The following is a 13,786-nucleotide window of genomic DNA, read 5'->3' as shown; positions in this document are numbered from 1 at the left end:
GTATACATATACATGGGGAGAGAGGCATGTAGGCATGCTGGAGGTATGCACGATCCCGAAGAGGAGTGGCGGCGCTACGCGACCGCCCTCGGCCACGCCCTCGCGCGGGCGCGCTCCGCGCGCGGGCTCTCGCAGGAGCGTGTCGCCCACGCCGCAGGCATCTCGACGTTCACCTATCGCAAGCTCGAGAAGGGCGAGTCGAACCCCGGCACGCCGGCCAACCCGCGCCTGCGCACGCTGGTGGCCCTCGGGCAGGTGCTCGGCATCGATCCCGCCGACCTGCTGCCCCCGCCCGACGCCGACTCCGGCATCGCACCGGGCCGGTGATGTCGGACGCCCCCGGTTCACTGGAGTCGGAGGTCGTGCCCGCCTCCCCCGCGGCGAGCTCATCGCCGCGGCGTCGAACGTCCGATGAGCGGGGAGAAGGGCATGACGGTGAGCGAGGGGCGGAGCGACCCGGACCGGGATCGGAAGGGGTCGGCGACGTGCACCCGACCGTGGTGCGTGACGGCGCACGGTGAGACCTCGCACCCCGACGACGAGGACCACCGCAGTGCCGGGCTCGGCGTCGCGGTGCACACCCGCTCGCGCGCCGGGCGCGGCCACCGCACGATCGCCGAGGTCGGTCTCCTGCAGCGGCGCACCGACCCCGAGGTCTGGCTGGTGATCGAGGACGGGGCAGGCCTCCACGCGGAGGTCACGCTCGAGAGCGCGCGCCGGATCGTGCGCGCGGTCGCCGCGGACCCGGTGCTGCGCGACGCCCTCGTCCCCTCGGCGGGCGACGCTAGAGCTTGACGATCGGAGCGATCTTGATCAGGAGCTTCTTGGCGCCTGCGCCGTCGAACCGCACGTGGGCGACGCGCTTGGCCCCCTCACCGGTCACGAGGTCGACGCGGCCCTCGCCGAAGTCGTCGTGGCGGATGCGATCACCGGGCGCGATCTCGAGGTCTCCGTTGTCCCGGACCTTGGCGGGGATGCGGTTGGCGAACTTGGAGAGGTCGCCCGCCGGCTTCTCCCGGCGTGGCAGCGGGACGAGGTCGTCGCCGTAACGCGACCCTCCCGCGCCGCCGAAGCCTCCCCCCGGGCGCCGCGCGTTCAGAGCGCGCGACTGCATCCCGCCACGGGAGTTGACGTCCCCCGGCGATTGACGCCAGTCGATGAGGTCGTGCGGGATCTCCTGCAGGAAGCGGCTCGGCATCGCCGCCGACACCTCCCCGAACTGGGCGCGGGTCATGGCGAGCGAGAGGTGCAGTCTCTTGCGCGCCCGGGTGAGCGCGACGTAGAAGAGGCGTCGCTCCTCCTGCGGACCGCCGGGCTCTCCCGCCGAGATCCGGTGCGGGATCAGGTCCTCCTCGACGCCGGTGACGAACACCGCGTCGTACTCGAGACCCTTGGCGGTGTGCATCGTCATGAGCGAGACCGTGCCGGTCGCGTCGTCCAGATCGTCCGCGTCCGAGACGAGGGCGACCTCGGTGAGGAAGTCCAGGACCGTCCCCTCCGGGTTGTTGCGGGCGAACTCCCGCGTCACCGCCACCAGTTCGTCGAGGTTCTCCACGCGCGCCTCGTCCTGAGGGTCCTTCGAACGGCGCAGCGCATCGAGGTACCCGCTCTTGTTGAGCAGGACGGTGAGGCCCTCGGTGACCGCGGTCGGCGGTGCGACCTCGCCCGAGGCGGGCAGAAGGATGGCGGACGCCTCGGCCAGCACGGCGTCCAGCTGCGCGATGGCCTGTTGGAGCTTGGGACCCACCCCCAGCGCCGACGCGTTGGCCAGCGCGTCGCGGAACGTGATGCCCTCCTCCTGCGCGTACCGGGCGATCGTCGTCTCGGTGACGTCTCCGATCCCCCGCCGGGGCCGGTTCAGGATGCGGCGCACGCTCAGCTCGTCGGCGGGGTTCGCGACGGCGACGAGGTAGGCCAGGGCGTCCTTGATCTCGGCGCGGTCGTAGAACTTCGTGCCGCCCATGATCTTGTACGGCACGGCGGCGCGGATGAGGATCTCCTCCAGCGCACGGGACTGGGAGTTCGTGCGGTAGAACACCGCCATCTCGCTGTACGGGACGCCCGCGCGGCGCAGGGCCTCGACCTCGTCGGCCACGAACTGGGCCTCGTCGTGCTGCGAGTACCCCGTGTAGCCGACGATCGGTTCGCCGGCCCCGACATCCGTCCACAGCTTCTTGTCCTTGCGGTCGAAGTTGTTGCTGATGACGGCGTTCGCCGCGCTGAGGATGGTCTGCGTCGAGCGGTAGTTCTGCTCGAGCAGGACCACCTTCGCCCCCGGGTAGTCGCGCTCGAACTCGGTGATATTGCGGATGTCCGCGCCGCGGAACGCGTAGATCGACTGGTCCGAGTCGCCGACGACGGTGAGCGAGGCGGCCTCCTCGGTCGGGGCGTCGAAGATCATCATCCCGCTGTCGTGCGCGTGCCCGTCCGCGCCCGGCGGGCGCGTGAGCTCGTGGATGAGCGCGTACTGGGCGTGGTTGGTGTCCTGGTACTCGTCGACGAGGATGTGCCGGAACCTCTTGCGGTACACGTCCGCCACGTGCGGGAACGCCCGGAACAGGTAGACCGTCTGGCCGATGAGATCGTCGAAGTCGAACGCGTTCGCCCGCTGCAGCGAACGCTGGTAGTCGGCGAACAGCTCCGCGAAGACGCGCTCGGCCGGGTCGCTCAGGTTCGCGGTGCGGGCGAACGACTCGGCATCCGCGAGCTCGTTCTTGAGCTTGGAGATCCGACCCTGCACCGACGCCGGCGTGAGTCCGAAGGCATCGGCCTCGTGCTCCTTGACGAGTCTCTTGATGAGGGCGCGCGAGTCGCCGGAGTCGTAGATGGTGAAGTTCTTGGTGAAGCCGAACTGCTCCGCCTCACGCCGGAGGATCCGCACGCACGCGGAGTGGAAGGTCGAGATCCACATGCCCTGGGCGACGTCTCCGATGAGACCCTGCACGCGCTCGCGCATCTCGCCGGCGGCCTTGTTGGTGAAGGTGATGGCGAGGATCTGGCTGGGCCACGCCTCACGACCGCGCAGCAGCGAGGCGATTCGTCGCGTGAGGACGCTGGTCTTGCCCGACCCCGCACCGGCGACGATCAGGAGCGCGGGGCCCCGGTAGGTGACCGCCTCACGCTGCGGCTCGTTGAGTCCGGCCAGCAGCTCGTCGTCGGCTCCGCTCCGCTCCGCGGGACGGCGGACGATGACGGGTTCGATCGGGTCGCTCATAACGCGTCAAGTCTAGGTCGCCCCGGCGACACGCCTCCCGTCGGCGACGCACCGTCCCGGCGCGTCAGAGCAGGCGACGCTCGCTCGCCCACGCCGTCAGTTCGTGGCGCGAGGAGAGCTGGAGCTTGCGCAGCACCGCCGAGACATGGGTCTCGACGGTCTTGATCGAGATGAACAGCGTCGACGCCACCTCTTTGTAGGCATAGCCGCGCGCGATGAGGCGCATGACCTCCTGTTCGCGTGCCGACAGACGGTCGAGCTCGTCGCCCGTGGCCGCGGTCTCTCCCGACACCGCCCCGAAGGCGTCCAGGACGAATCCGGCCAGGCGCGGCGAGAACACGGCGTCGCCGTCGGCGACGGCGTGCACGGCCCGGCTCACTTCGACGCCGGAGGAGCCCTTCGTGATGTAGCCCCGGGCTCCGGCACGGATGACCCGGACGACGTCCTCGGCGGCGTCCGAGACGCTCAGCGCGAGGAATCGCGTCGGCACGGCGGTCGACGCGCGGATGACCTCTTCGCCGCCGGTCGCCTCGCGTCCCGCTCCGCCGGGGAGGTGCACGTCGAGGAGTACGACGTCGGGCCGTGTCTCGGCGACGACGGCGATGGCCCCCGGGACGTCGGAGGCCTCGCCGACGACGCGGACGGTCTCGTCGAGGTCGCTGCGCAGCCCCGATCGGAAGATCGAGTGGTCGTCGACGATGACGACGCGGACGCCCTCAGCCACGGCTCTCGCCCCCGTCACCGTCGTAGCGGAGATGGATCTCCGTGCCGGCGTGCCCCGAGGACACCGTCGCCGTGCCGCCGGCACGCCGCATCCGGCCGACGATCGACTGCCGGATGCCCAGGCGGTCGGCGGGGACCGCGTCGGGGTCGAATCCCGCCCCGCGGTCGCGGACGTACACGTCCACGCCGCCGGCGCGGCCCTCGAGGTACACCGAGACCTCGCCGCCGGCATGCCGCGCGGCGTTGAGCATCGCCTCGCGCGCCGCGGCGGCCACCTCACCGCTGGCCCGCTCGGTCGACGCGCCCGCCGCCACCACGTCGATGCGCACCGGGAAGTCGAGCTCGAGGGCGGCGGCGTAGTCGCGCAGATCCGTGGGCAGGTCGCTGTCGGCCGGCTGATCGCCGTCGTACAGCCAGGCGCGCAGCTCGCGCTCCTGCGCACGCGCCAGTCGGGCGACCTCGCTCGAGGCCCCACCCCGGTTCTGGATGAGCGCGAGGGTCTGGAGCACGGAGTCGTGGAGGTGCGCCGCCATCTCCGCGCGCTGCTCCTCGCGGATGCGCCGGATCCGCTCACCGGAGAGCTCCCGCCACCGTTCGACGAGGTTCGACGAGGCGAGCACCGCGAGGCCCGCGAGGGGCAGGAGCGCGAGGAGCGCGACCCCCACGCCGGACCCGCTCGCCGCCACGACCACGAGCGCGAAGACGGCGAGGAGGACGACCGCCGCGACGATCCGGACGATGCCCGCGTGGCGAGGCCCGCGCGCGGGGTCGCGTCGATCGACGAGGGCGGCCCACACGCCCGCGGCGGTCGCCGCCGCGGTGCCGAGCACGATGGCCGGAGCGAGCAGGAGGGGAACCGCCTGCCCCACCGGCCCCACCGACCCGAAGGCGCGCACCGCAGCGCCCGCAGCGCCCAGGCCGGCGAGCACGGCGGCGGCGATCAGCAGCCATGCGACCGGCGCGGCGCGACTGACCGGGGCCTCGCCGGCGTCGCGCGGCGCGAACGCCCAGCACCAGGCGTACAGGAGGACACCCGCTCCGCCGAAGAACGCGAGCACCACGAACAGCGCGCGCACGGCGACGACGGGCGCACCGAGGTGTCGCGCGAGCCCCTCGGCCACCCCCGCGACCAGGCGCTCCCGCGGGCGGGCGAGCGCCGGTCGCGGCGGCGGCACGGGGCACGCAACGGGCGCCGTCCTCCCGGGGACGGCCGCGTGCAAGAGCCGTTCTGCGGGCGTCGCGGCGGAGGGTGTCATGCCGCTCATCCAACCACCCGGACCCGCTCCCGCACCGCCCCCGGTGCCGGGAATCAGGGGCCACTCAGGGGTTCCCCTCATGGTCGAGGCGCGCGTCGCCGGGCGAGGATCGAGTCATGACCACGCCCCACCAGGAGACGTCGCCCCCCTCCGCGTCGCCGACGCCGTCCCGCCGCGCGAGCGATCGCTTCTTCGCCTGGACGGCCGGGCTCGGGCTCGTGCGGGGCGACGGCTGGATCGGCGGGGTGGCCGCCGGCATCGGCGCGAGGCTGCGCATCGATCCCCTCATCGTGCGGGGCATCCTCGTCGTCGCCGGGCTGTTCGGTCTTCCCGTGCCGTTGCTCTACGCGTTCGCGTGGGGGCTCCTCCCCGACCTCGACGGTCGCATCCCGCTGCGCGACGCCCTGCACGGCCGGTTCGAGACGGCGCAGGTCGGCATCCTCGTGGTCGCACTGTTCGGACTCGTCCCGGTGATGCCCGCGCTCCTGTTCGTCGGCGGCATCCCGTCCTGGATGTCCGCGCCCGGCCTCGGCGGCTGGTCGCCGCTGTCAGCCGTCGCCGCCCTCGTCGGTGCGGTGCTGGTCGCCGGGCTCCTCTTCGTCATCGTGCGCGCGGCTCGCCGCACCGCGTACGCCGTAGACCCGGCGGCCCCGTCCACGCAGCGCACGGCTTCCGCTGCCTCCGGGGAGCCGGCTCCGTCCGCCGTCGGGCCCGGTTCGGGACCGGGCCGGGACGCGGACGCGGAGGGGGTGGATGCCGCCGGCTTCGCGGCGTCCACCCTCTCCCTCTCCCCCTCCCTCTCCTCGGAGTCGCCCCCCGCCCCGCTGCCTCCCGGCGACGCACCGCCCGCGTCCGACGACGCCGCCTACGCCGCCTGGCGGGAGCAGCACGCCTCGTGGCGGGCGCAGGAGGACGCCTGGCGGCGCGAACAGCAGGACGCCGACCGCGCCGCGCGCGATCAGGCGCGCCGCGAGCGCCAGGAGCGGGCGGCGGCCTTCACGGCGGCGGCCGAGGAACGACGGCGCCTGCGCCGGGCGACCTCTCCGCGCACGCCGTTCGCCTTCGTCGCGACGGCGGTCGGCGTCGCGCTCGTCGCGGGCACGGTGGCTGCCGTGCAGCAGGACGGGCCGCTCGCCCTCGCGCGCGGACTCTTCGTCGTCGCGCTGGTGCTGGCGGTCGCGATGGCGGTCGCAGGCACCCTGCGTCGTCGCAGCGGCTTCCTCGCCTTCGTCACCGCCGTCGCCCTCGGAGCCGGTGCCATCGCGGTCGCCGTACCGACGGCGACCGCCCTGCACGTGGGCTCTCAGAGCCTGTCCAACATCCACCCGCAGGGGCGCGCATCGGCCGCCGATCCGTTCGTGCAGCCCTGGGGCGACCTCTGGATCTCACTCGAGGACACCGGGCACGACGGCGACCTGCACGTGGACAGGCGGAACGCGATCCCCGGCTCGAGCAACATCACCCAGATCGCCTACGCGCGGGGCGTGGCGATCGAGATCGACCTGACGACGCGGGGCGCGCTGGTCGAGCACTGGAGGACCGGGCCGGGGGCCAAGGAGTTCGTCCGCCTCGACGACGCCGGACTCACCGCGACGACGCTCCCCGACGGACGCACCCGATACACCGGGACGCTCGGCGACGAGGACGCCCGCACCCGCGTGAGCCTCTTCCTCGAGCAGGACGGCGGATCCGTCGTCTTCCAGCGCGGGGACGACGATCCCGGAGACGACGCTCCCCGAGACGACACACAGACGAGTGAGGGCGACCGATGAGCACCGACGACGACGCACCGACCGCGGAACTCCTGCCGCTCGCCGAGCCGGACGCCGATCCGGCGGTCGGATCCGCGACCACCGAGACCGGCGACCTCCCTGGTCCGGCCGGGCCTCGCGTGCGCTGGGCCGGCATCGTCTGGGGCCTCGCGCTCGCCGCGGTGGCGGCGTTCGGATTTTGGCTCACGGGCGCTCCGGGCGGCGTCGACGAGCTCGTCGCCGCCGCGCCCACGCTCACGCCCACCGGACTGCTGTCGGTGATCCCGCTCACCCTCGGTGCGCTCGCGCTCGTCACGGGGGTCGCGGGACTGCTCCGAGGCGCGCAGCGCCGCGCGGCCCGCCGCCGCGCCACCGCCTCCACGACCGACTGAGACAGAATGGGTGCCGTGCGCACCCTGCTGAACATCATCTGGATCGTCTTCGCGGGATTCTGGCTGTTCCTCGGCTACCTCCTCGCGGGGGTGCTGCTGTGCATCCCGATCATCACGATCCCGTGGGCGATCGCGTCGTTCCGCACCGCCGGCTACGTCATCTGGCCGTTCGGGCGGACGATCGTGGCGAAGCCGACCGCGGGCATCGGCTCGTTCCTCGGCAACGTCGTCTGGGTCGTCCTCGCCGGCTGGTGGCTCGCGCTCGGACACCTGGTGAGCGGGATCGCCCTGTGCATCACGATCATCGGCATCCCGATGGCGATCGCGGACTTCAAGCTGATCCCGATCTCCCTCATGCCCCTCGGCAAGGACATCGTCTCCACGCGCGACAGCCCCTTCTGACCCCCTGCCCCGCCCCGCGCACCCGCGAGACCGCGCGAGGCCGCGCGACACGGGGCGTCACGGGCGGTCACGGGGCGACACGGGCCTGGCTTCGCGGGGTCGACCGGGTTAGCGTGGAGGCGTTCCGGATGTCCGAGGGGCGGGATCGCCCCACGGCTCCGGACATCGCGGCGATCCGGGTGGTCCCGGGCACCGGCTCATACCCGGTCGCGTTGCGGGTTCGACTCCCGCCGTCGCGTCCACTCTCGAGAGCCCGCGATCCCAGTCATAGCAAGGGATCGTGGCCACTCAGTCGGCGCCGGAATGCGCTACTGGACGCGGTTTGGACACAATCGCGGTCGTACGAGCCTGGTCGAGCGCGGCCGAAACGGCATCGACATCGTCATCGAAGAGGTCTGCGTAGACGTCCACCGTCATGGCTGCGGAAGCGTGGCCGAGCATCCGCTGGACCGCCTTCACGTTCGCTCCCGACGCGATCGCGAGCGACGCCGCAGTGTGTCTCAGATCGTGCACCGTTATCCGGGGCAGCCAGCATCGGCGAGCGCGCGCATGAACCATCAACGCAACGTGCCGGAAGACCGTGGCCGCTGTATGTACTCGTAGCCTTCACCGAACAGGAGTGCGCCCGGTTCCTTGCCTTCGGCGAGCGCGCCAAGCGTCTCTGCGAGGAAGTTGGGGTAGCCAACGGAGCGAAGCTCGTGGGTCTTCGGAGTTCCGACATCCAGCTCGGAACCGACCCGCACGGCGTTCTGGTTGACGGAGAGTCGGCGCCGGTCGAGATCGAGGTCTCTGACGCGGAGCGCGGAGAGCTCACCCCCGCGGAGTCCCGTGTATGCCGCTGCGTAGACGATGGTCGCGTGCGCGGGCCCGGCGGCACCGGCAAGTTGGGGCGTACGCGGTAGCCGCGCCGCGTCCGCTCGCGTCCCTCACCCGCCGTCGCACGCCCACATGCCGAGAACGTAGCGATCGTGCACACGCCGATGGTTCAACCACATGCGCGCGCAGCTCTCTGTCATGACCCAAGAGGAAAGCGTTCTGGCTGGGCTGATCGTGGGATGGCCCAGCACGTCGCGTTCCTCGTCGGCCACCAAGCGCTCGTCCCCGAAGCGCGTTGGGTCCTCAATGACGGCACAACCATTCACGCTATGAAGTTCCACGACGTCTCGTCGATGGCCGAGTCGGATGATGCGCACCGTCCGGTCCTCAGACTCGTCTGTCCACATCCAAAACTCGCGCGCCCCGTCGAGCTTCTCCATCAGCGCCATGCCGATCCCCGCGTAGCCGCTCGGATCTGGGACTGGGAACCAATCCAAAGCGTCGTCGTACGCGCGACGCGTGATCACCCTGGGCTCGCGAAACACCCAAGCGGCCGGTAGTGGGAACCATCTGTCCTCCGGCAACATCACCAGAGATAGGTCTCGGCGGGGTCGTAGCCAAGACCTTCAAGGTGGGCGTCGAGCTGAGCTTGCGGCGCGGCGCGGCTGCCGAACCCGTTCAACGCGAAGCCGCTCGTGTCCGCATCGTCCGGGACGCGAAAGATCATGTCGGCACCAAAGGCCTTAGTGCTGATGTTAGCCACCTTGAGGATCCTGCTTTCCTTCTTGGGTAACGTCGACCACAACACACATCCCGTCGCGTGGCCGCGGCGCCTGTCACCATCGAGCGATGCGAGCTCCTGGAGTTCGCGAATGGCACTCGCGACTCCTAAGCGGAACCCGCGCCACGTCGCCAATGTCGACTACGCCGGCGAGATCCGTCCCCAGTCTCCCGCCTGTCCGTCTACGAAACAGTTGAAGGCATCCACAACTACCTTCTTCCCGTCCACCGAGGTGGCGAACTTCTTGAACGCGGGGATCTGCCACAGTACAGCGCCAGCCGCACCGAGGACACCGCAGACAACTGCAGTTTCCGCAACCCGTCGAAGATCAAGCATGGGTGTGATTTCGAGGCTCGACATGTTCCAGTCCGTCCGTTCGTGTGAGAAGTGCACCGCAGGTCGGCGACGTAGCGAAGGTACCATAGTTTCACTCAGATGAGTAAAACTAGTTCGATTATGAGTGACGGGCCGGATACAAGGTAAGATCTTCCCATGCCTACCCTTCGAGTGACGGTGGTTCCAGTGGCACTGCGCGCCAATGACGACCCGACGCGACCCGCGCTGTCACTCTCCTACTTCAGCCTGGACTCGGGATGGCTATCCGAGGCTGTCTCCGAGCCTTCAGATGTGGTCGGCCTTGCTCGGCAACTTCTTTCGCGCGCTGTACCGGACGAGCTTCTGACCGAGGAGTTCGATGCGATCTACACCCTTCGTCTAGAGAACGCGGGGGTCGAGTACTCGTCTGGCTCTCCGAATCTGCTTCTGACGGCGACCCTCCCCATCGCGGTCACAGAACTGCGAAGTGATGCTTGGACGGAGTTGGTCCCTTGGCCTGCCAACGCCCGAAGGAGCGAGCAGCGAGCGCCGCTCGATCCCGTCAGGCTCGCGATCGCAGGATATTGGCGCGAGCAACTCACGAAGACAACAGCGGCGCTCGACCTCTTGCCGAAGTACTTTCCCGCATCGCAGGTGCGGGCTGTCTACGAGTCTCTGTGGGGAGGGGGCCAAGCTGAGAGCAACTTCCAACGCTGGTTGACGACGGCGCGCGATACCAACGGAGCGGCCATCTGTGAAGAGGTAATCGACTCATCAGTGCGGGAGGAAGCTCAAGCCGCGTTCGCGAGGAATCTCACGGCGACCGGCATGACTGCGGGCATGACGACAGCGACGGCGGTAGCGCGGGCGTGGGACCCGAAGTTCGTCGGAACGAGCGGCAAGGTATCGGCACTGGCTGGGCTCGCGGTGATTCCTGCCGCAGTCGTCGCAGGCGCGCTTGTGGGATCGCTGGTCAGTTGGCAGCGCTCCAGAATTACCGGAAGGCCACCAGCGTGGTATCAGCGAACGGTCGCAACTCGATCGGACCTGAAGGCGCTATACGTCGTTCGACCAGCGGTTACGTTGCCTTCCGCAACGTTCGTGGGCTAGGACGGTTGCAGGCCATGACCCACCGGGCGCGAAGCGGCAGAACGAGCAGGCGCCCGTCGAAGTCAGGCTGTGCAAGACTCGCCGTGTTCTCAACCGCGCTACGCATCCGACCGTTGTCGACGGGGCGTTCGCACTCGCGGCGCGACCGAGACATCCGAACGCGCTCAGCACATTTCAACGGCATCATCGAACGAGGGCGGGCCGCTGCGCGGTGACTCTGGATCGAGGCACCCATCGGAGCGCCCGAGGTCGCCGCTCGCCAGGGATGATGTCGGTGTCGATACGATCCGCCGGTACGGCGCTGGAGAGCACGAGCTCAATCCATGCGAGCGCAACGCTCTGCGGGTCTGCCGCACCGGTAGGTGACATCTGAGGTGGATTGCCCGGGAGGGCGCCCTGGACGGATGTCATTGTGCCCAAGCCTTATCTGAGCGAGTTCCGTGACGACGTCGTGCGCGTCGCGCGTGGTCGCGAACCCGGAGCGACCATTGAGCAGATCGCGACCGACTTCGGCGTGCACCCGATGACCCTCACGGAGTGGGGCGGCGCGCCGCAGTCGAGGAGGGTGCGAAGCCGGGCGTGACCTGGTCACAGGGCGCGGAGCTGCGGGAGGCTCGGAAGCGGATCCGGCCCCTGGAGCAGGAGGTCGAGGTGCTGCGACGTATCTGTCGCAGGCGAACCTGCCGGGAAAAGGCTCGGCCAGCTCGTGACCGAGCTCGCCGTCGACGGGGTTCCTGTCGCGGTGACGTGACGGGTGCGGGGGCTCGCTCGCCAGCCTAACTACCAGTGGTTGGTTGCCCCCATAACCGATGCTGAACTCGTCGCGGCGTATCGCGCGAATACGTTGTTCGACGCGCACCGCCACGATCCGGAGTTCGGTTACCGGTTCCTGCTCGGCGAAGCCCGTGCCGCGGGCGAGGCCATGGCGGAGCGGACGGCGTGGCGGATCTGCCGTGACAACGGGTGGTGGTCAGCCGGATCACACTTTCCCCTTGTACGTCACTATCCTGGAAGTCTACCGCCCGCAATTTTCGGGAGCGTCGGCGGACCCGTCTAGGTTGAGATTATGAGGTTTTTGACAGTCCAAAGCGACTCGGTCGGCCCCACGGGTGGAGCAGAGCGGTGAGTGCGGCAGGGCGCCAAGCTCCGTACGCCTCGCTTGATGCCGCCTTTGAAGGGCACAGCATCGCGCTCGAAAATCGAGAGCTCATACGCACAGTCATGAGCAGGCTCCCCATCGACGGCTACTACTCGAGAGCGGGCTACATCAAGGCGACGCGGACCGACAGTCCCCGCGCAATGCACATCGCACCCGGATACACGAACGGGTTCCTCAGCGAAGAGGAGATACTCGAGACGGCTGGCGATGTCGAGCGCTGGAAGAGCAGCCGGCACGGACTCTGGGGGTTGAGTCACCCGGAGAACCGGATGCGAGATGGTGGAGCCAGGCGATCTGCTCACCAACGGGCTTCACAGTCTTGTCCGACATGCGGCCTGCAACTGCCGCTCACCGGCGTCTGCGCCGAGTGCAACTGACACCCCGAGATCAGTGCATGACCGAGATCACGGTGCCTCAGACTCACAGGATCAGTGGCACGACCCCTGCTGCGGTGCGTGCTGGAATGGAGCACGCGATCCTGATCCTGGACTCCGATGCCGTGTTCGTTGACACCCTTGCCTCGATGCTCACAAAGTCGGCGTACCCTCCGACTGTTGAGCAGATCGCACCCGGCGCGACGCCAATCCAGATCCCGCGCTACGAGCAAAACGTTCCTGAATTGATCGAGTGGTCCGACGGCGTCGACTAGATGCTCCTCTCCCGTGGACACCATGTGGACACAGCCCGCGCGCATCCAGACCGGTTCCGCTGATCAGAACCGAACGACACGAGACTCGAGCACAGCTCACGCTCCTTGATTTACCAGGGCGCGACGGACCATCCCGCGTGATTCCGCGCTTCTCCGGCAACACCGAGATCAGCGCAACCGCAGTTTCGACTCCCGCCGTCGCGTCCGCCGCGCCCTGCGGTAACACTCCACCCGGGCGGCGGCAAGGGGGCCACCCGATCCGCGCGACATCCGTAGCGTGGCGCTCATGACCGACATGTACACGGCACAGGACCCCACCACCCAGTACCCCCGGCCTCCGTTCCCCCCTCAGCAGCAGAAGGGCCCCGGCGACATCCACGAGATGGACCCGGCGCCCGATCACGGCGAGAAGACGTACATCGGGTTCGGACGCCTCCCGGGGCGCAAGGCCCTCGTCACCGGCGCCGACTCCGGCATCGGACGCGCCGTCGCGATCGCCTACGCCCGCGAAGGCGCCGACGTCGCCCTGTCGTACCTTCCCGTCGAGCAGGAGCAGGCCGAAGAGGTCGCCGAACTCATCCGCGCGGAGGGCCGCACCGCCGTGCTCCTCCCCGGCGACCTGCAGGACGAGCAGACGAACATCGACGTCGTCGAGAAGGCCGTCGCGGAGCTCGGCGGCCTCGACATCCTCGTCATCAACGCGGGCACGATGCCCACCGTCGACAGCATCGACGACTTCGAGACGAAGACCCTCGACCACGTCGTCCAGGTCAACATCTATCCGCTGTTCTGGCTCACCAAGGCCGCCTCCGCGCACCTGAAGCCGGGCTCCGCGATCATCACGACGTCGAGCATCCAGGGCTTCGACCCCTCGCCGTCGCTGGCGGAGTACGCGGTGTCCAAGGCGGGCATCGCCAACTGGACGCGGGCCACGGCGCAGCAGCTGATCGAGCGCGGCATCCGCGTCAACGGCGTCGCACCCGGCCCCATCTGGACGCCGCTGCAGCCCGCGTTCGTCCCGAACGAGAAGATCGAGCACTTCGGCGAGCAGACCCCGATCGGCCGCGCGGGCCAGCCCGTCGAGCTCGCACCGGCGTACGTGTTCCTCGCGTCGCAGGAGTCGAGCTATGTCGTGGGCGAGACGATCGCGGTCACCGGCGGGATGCCCGTCACGTGAGACGCGCCGCGCCGATCGGTCACCGGATGCCGCGGGCAGGC

Annotated in this window: 15 protein-coding genes and 1 tRNA gene; 10 read left to right on the top strand and 6 right to left on the bottom strand. The window is 69.5% G+C overall.

Features of this window, described 5'->3' with window-relative positions; translation table 11 throughout:
- The first annotated feature begins 45 nt into the window (after window positions 1-45).
- Together WFI00_RS02575 and WFI00_RS02570 are read left to right on the top strand one after the other, a co-directional pair.
- Window positions 46-327 carry a helix-turn-helix domain-containing protein gene (locus tag WFI00_RS02575; RefSeq protein ID WP_336630996.1) on the top strand — a complete coding sequence of 94 codons (282 nt, stop codon included), beginning with the start codon at window positions 46-48 and terminating at the stop codon, window positions 325-327.
- A gap of 102 nt (window positions 328-429) precedes the next feature.
- The gene (locus WFI00_RS02570; protein WP_336630995.1) at window positions 430-795 is read left to right on the top strand and encodes a hypothetical protein; all 366 of its coding nucleotides are present in this window, start codon (window positions 430-432) and stop codon (window positions 793-795) included.
- Here WFI00_RS02570 and WFI00_RS02565 read toward each other — a convergent pair.
- The 3 genes from WFI00_RS02565 to WFI00_RS02555 all read right to left on the bottom strand — a co-directional run bounded on the left by WFI00_RS02565 (window position 785) and on the right by WFI00_RS02555 (window position 5,193).
- Window positions 785-3,214 carry an ATP-dependent helicase gene (locus tag WFI00_RS02565; RefSeq protein ID WP_336630994.1) on the bottom strand — a complete coding sequence of 810 codons (2,430 nt, stop codon included), beginning with the start codon at window positions 3,212-3,214 and terminating at the stop codon, window positions 785-787. The two genes, WFI00_RS02570 and WFI00_RS02565, sit on opposite strands and share 11 nt — an antisense overlap.
- Before the next feature lie 64 nt (window positions 3,215-3,278).
- Complete coding sequence (locus tag WFI00_RS02560; protein WP_336630993.1) at window positions 3,279-3,938, bottom strand: response regulator transcription factor; 660 nt, start codon at window positions 3,936-3,938, stop codon at window positions 3,279-3,281.
- Window positions 3,931-5,193 (bottom strand): ATP-binding protein, encoded by a 1,263-nt coding sequence (locus WFI00_RS02555; protein ID WP_336630992.1) that lies wholly within the window; start codon window positions 5,191-5,193, stop codon window positions 3,931-3,933. Before WFI00_RS02555 ends, WFI00_RS02560 begins: the two co-directional genes overlap by 8 nt.
- 116 nt (window positions 5,194-5,309) lie before the next feature.
- On the opposite strand from WFI00_RS02555, the gene WFI00_RS02550 reads away from it, so the two are divergent.
- The 4 genes from WFI00_RS02550 (at window position 5,310) to WFI00_RS02535 (ending at window position 7,980) form a co-directional block, all read left to right on the top strand.
- A complete protein-coding gene (locus tag WFI00_RS02550; protein WP_336630991.1) occupies window positions 5,310-6,965 on the top strand; it encodes a PspC domain-containing protein in 1,656 nt (551 codons plus the stop codon).
- On the top strand, window positions 6,962-7,336 hold the full coding sequence (locus WFI00_RS02545) for a hypothetical protein (protein ID WP_336630990.1): 375 nt from the start codon (window positions 6,962-6,964) through the stop codon (window positions 7,334-7,336). Before WFI00_RS02550 ends, WFI00_RS02545 begins: the two co-directional genes overlap by 4 nt.
- Before the next feature lie 15 nt (window positions 7,337-7,351).
- Window positions 7,352-7,738, top strand: a complete 387-nt coding sequence (locus tag WFI00_RS02540) for a YccF domain-containing protein (RefSeq protein ID WP_336630989.1) — start codon at window positions 7,352-7,354, stop codon at window positions 7,736-7,738.
- Window positions 7,739-7,904: 166 nt separating this feature from the next.
- Window positions 7,905-7,980 (top strand) — tRNA-Met (locus WFI00_RS02535).
- A 46-nt stretch (window positions 7,981-8,026) separates the two neighbouring features.
- Here the strand turns inward: WFI00_RS02535 and WFI00_RS02530 are convergent.
- From WFI00_RS02530 to WFI00_RS02520, 3 genes are all read right to left on the bottom strand, one after another.
- Window positions 8,027-8,251 (bottom strand): tyrosine-type recombinase/integrase, encoded by a 225-nt coding sequence (locus tag WFI00_RS02530; protein ID WP_442928282.1) that lies wholly within the window; start codon window positions 8,249-8,251, stop codon window positions 8,027-8,029.
- Window positions 8,252-8,664: 413 nt separating this feature from the next.
- Window positions 8,665-9,003, bottom strand: a complete 339-nt coding sequence (locus tag WFI00_RS02525) for a hypothetical protein (RefSeq protein ID WP_336630987.1) — start codon at window positions 9,001-9,003, stop codon at window positions 8,665-8,667.
- A gap of 137 nt (window positions 9,004-9,140) precedes the next feature.
- Complete coding sequence (locus tag WFI00_RS02520) at window positions 9,141-9,317, bottom strand: hypothetical protein (RefSeq protein ID WP_336630986.1); 177 nt, start codon at window positions 9,315-9,317, stop codon at window positions 9,141-9,143.
- Between the two features lie 510 nt (window positions 9,318-9,827).
- Between WFI00_RS02520 and WFI00_RS02515 the strand changes: the two genes are divergently transcribed.
- The 4 genes from WFI00_RS02515 to WFI00_RS02500 all read left to right on the top strand — a co-directional run bounded on the left by WFI00_RS02515 (window position 9,828) and on the right by WFI00_RS02500 (window position 13,745).
- A complete protein-coding gene (locus tag WFI00_RS02515; RefSeq protein WP_336630985.1) occupies window positions 9,828-10,760 on the top strand; it encodes a hypothetical protein in 933 nt (310 codons plus the stop codon).
- 412 nt (window positions 10,761-11,172) lie between these two features.
- Entirely contained in the window at window positions 11,173-11,343 is a 171-nt protein-coding gene (locus WFI00_RS02510; protein WP_336630984.1) for a hypothetical protein, read from the top strand.
- Between the two features lie 970 nt (window positions 11,344-12,313).
- Window positions 12,314-12,568: a hypothetical protein gene (locus tag WFI00_RS02505; protein WP_336630983.1), complete on the top strand. Its 255-nt coding sequence runs from the start codon at window positions 12,314-12,316 to the stop codon at window positions 12,566-12,568.
- A 286-nt stretch (window positions 12,569-12,854) separates the two neighbouring features.
- Window positions 12,855-13,745, top strand: a complete 891-nt coding sequence (locus WFI00_RS02500; RefSeq protein ID WP_336630982.1) for an SDR family oxidoreductase — start codon at window positions 12,855-12,857, stop codon at window positions 13,743-13,745.
- Window positions 13,746-13,786: the final 41 nt, after the last annotated feature.

Source organism: Microbacterium sp. MMO-56 (assembly GCF_037146215.1).
In the GTDB taxonomy this organism is placed as follows: Bacteria; Actinomycetota; Actinomycetes; order Actinomycetales; family Microbacteriaceae; genus Microbacterium.
Note: the sequence above shows the minus strand (reverse complement) of the source record. Positions and strands in the feature narration are given on the sequence as shown.

Excerpts from the sequence above, each read along its gene's own strand:
- WFI00_RS02500 (WP_336630982.1), top strand. The coding sequence starts at position 12,855 with ATGACCGACATGTACACGGCACAGGACCCCACCACCCAGTACCCCCGG.
- WFI00_RS02565 (WP_336630994.1), bottom strand. The coding sequence starts at position 3,214 with ATGAGCGACCCGATCGAACCCGTCATCGTCCGCCGTCCCGCGGAGCGG.
- WFI00_RS02570 (WP_336630995.1), top strand. The coding sequence starts at position 430 with ATGACGGTGAGCGAGGGGCGGAGCGACCCGGACCGGGATCGGAAGGGG.
- WFI00_RS02515 (WP_336630985.1), top strand. The coding sequence starts at position 9,828 with ATGCCTACCCTTCGAGTGACGGTGGTTCCAGTGGCACTGCGCGCCAAT.
- WFI00_RS02555 (WP_336630992.1), bottom strand. The coding sequence starts at position 5,193 with ATGACACCCTCCGCCGCGACGCCCGCAGAACGGCTCTTGCACGCGGCC.
- WFI00_RS02505 (WP_336630983.1), top strand. The coding sequence starts at position 12,314 with ATGACCGAGATCACGGTGCCTCAGACTCACAGGATCAGTGGCACGACC.
- WFI00_RS02525 (WP_336630987.1), bottom strand. The coding sequence starts at position 9,003 with ATGGCGCTGATGGAGAAGCTCGACGGGGCGCGCGAGTTTTGGATGTGG.
- WFI00_RS02550 (WP_336630991.1), top strand. The coding sequence starts at position 5,310 with ATGACCACGCCCCACCAGGAGACGTCGCCCCCCTCCGCGTCGCCGACG.
- WFI00_RS02545 (WP_336630990.1), top strand. The coding sequence starts at position 6,962 with ATGAGCACCGACGACGACGCACCGACCGCGGAACTCCTGCCGCTCGCC.
- WFI00_RS02575 (WP_336630996.1), top strand. The coding sequence starts at position 46 with ATGCACGATCCCGAAGAGGAGTGGCGGCGCTACGCGACCGCCCTCGGC.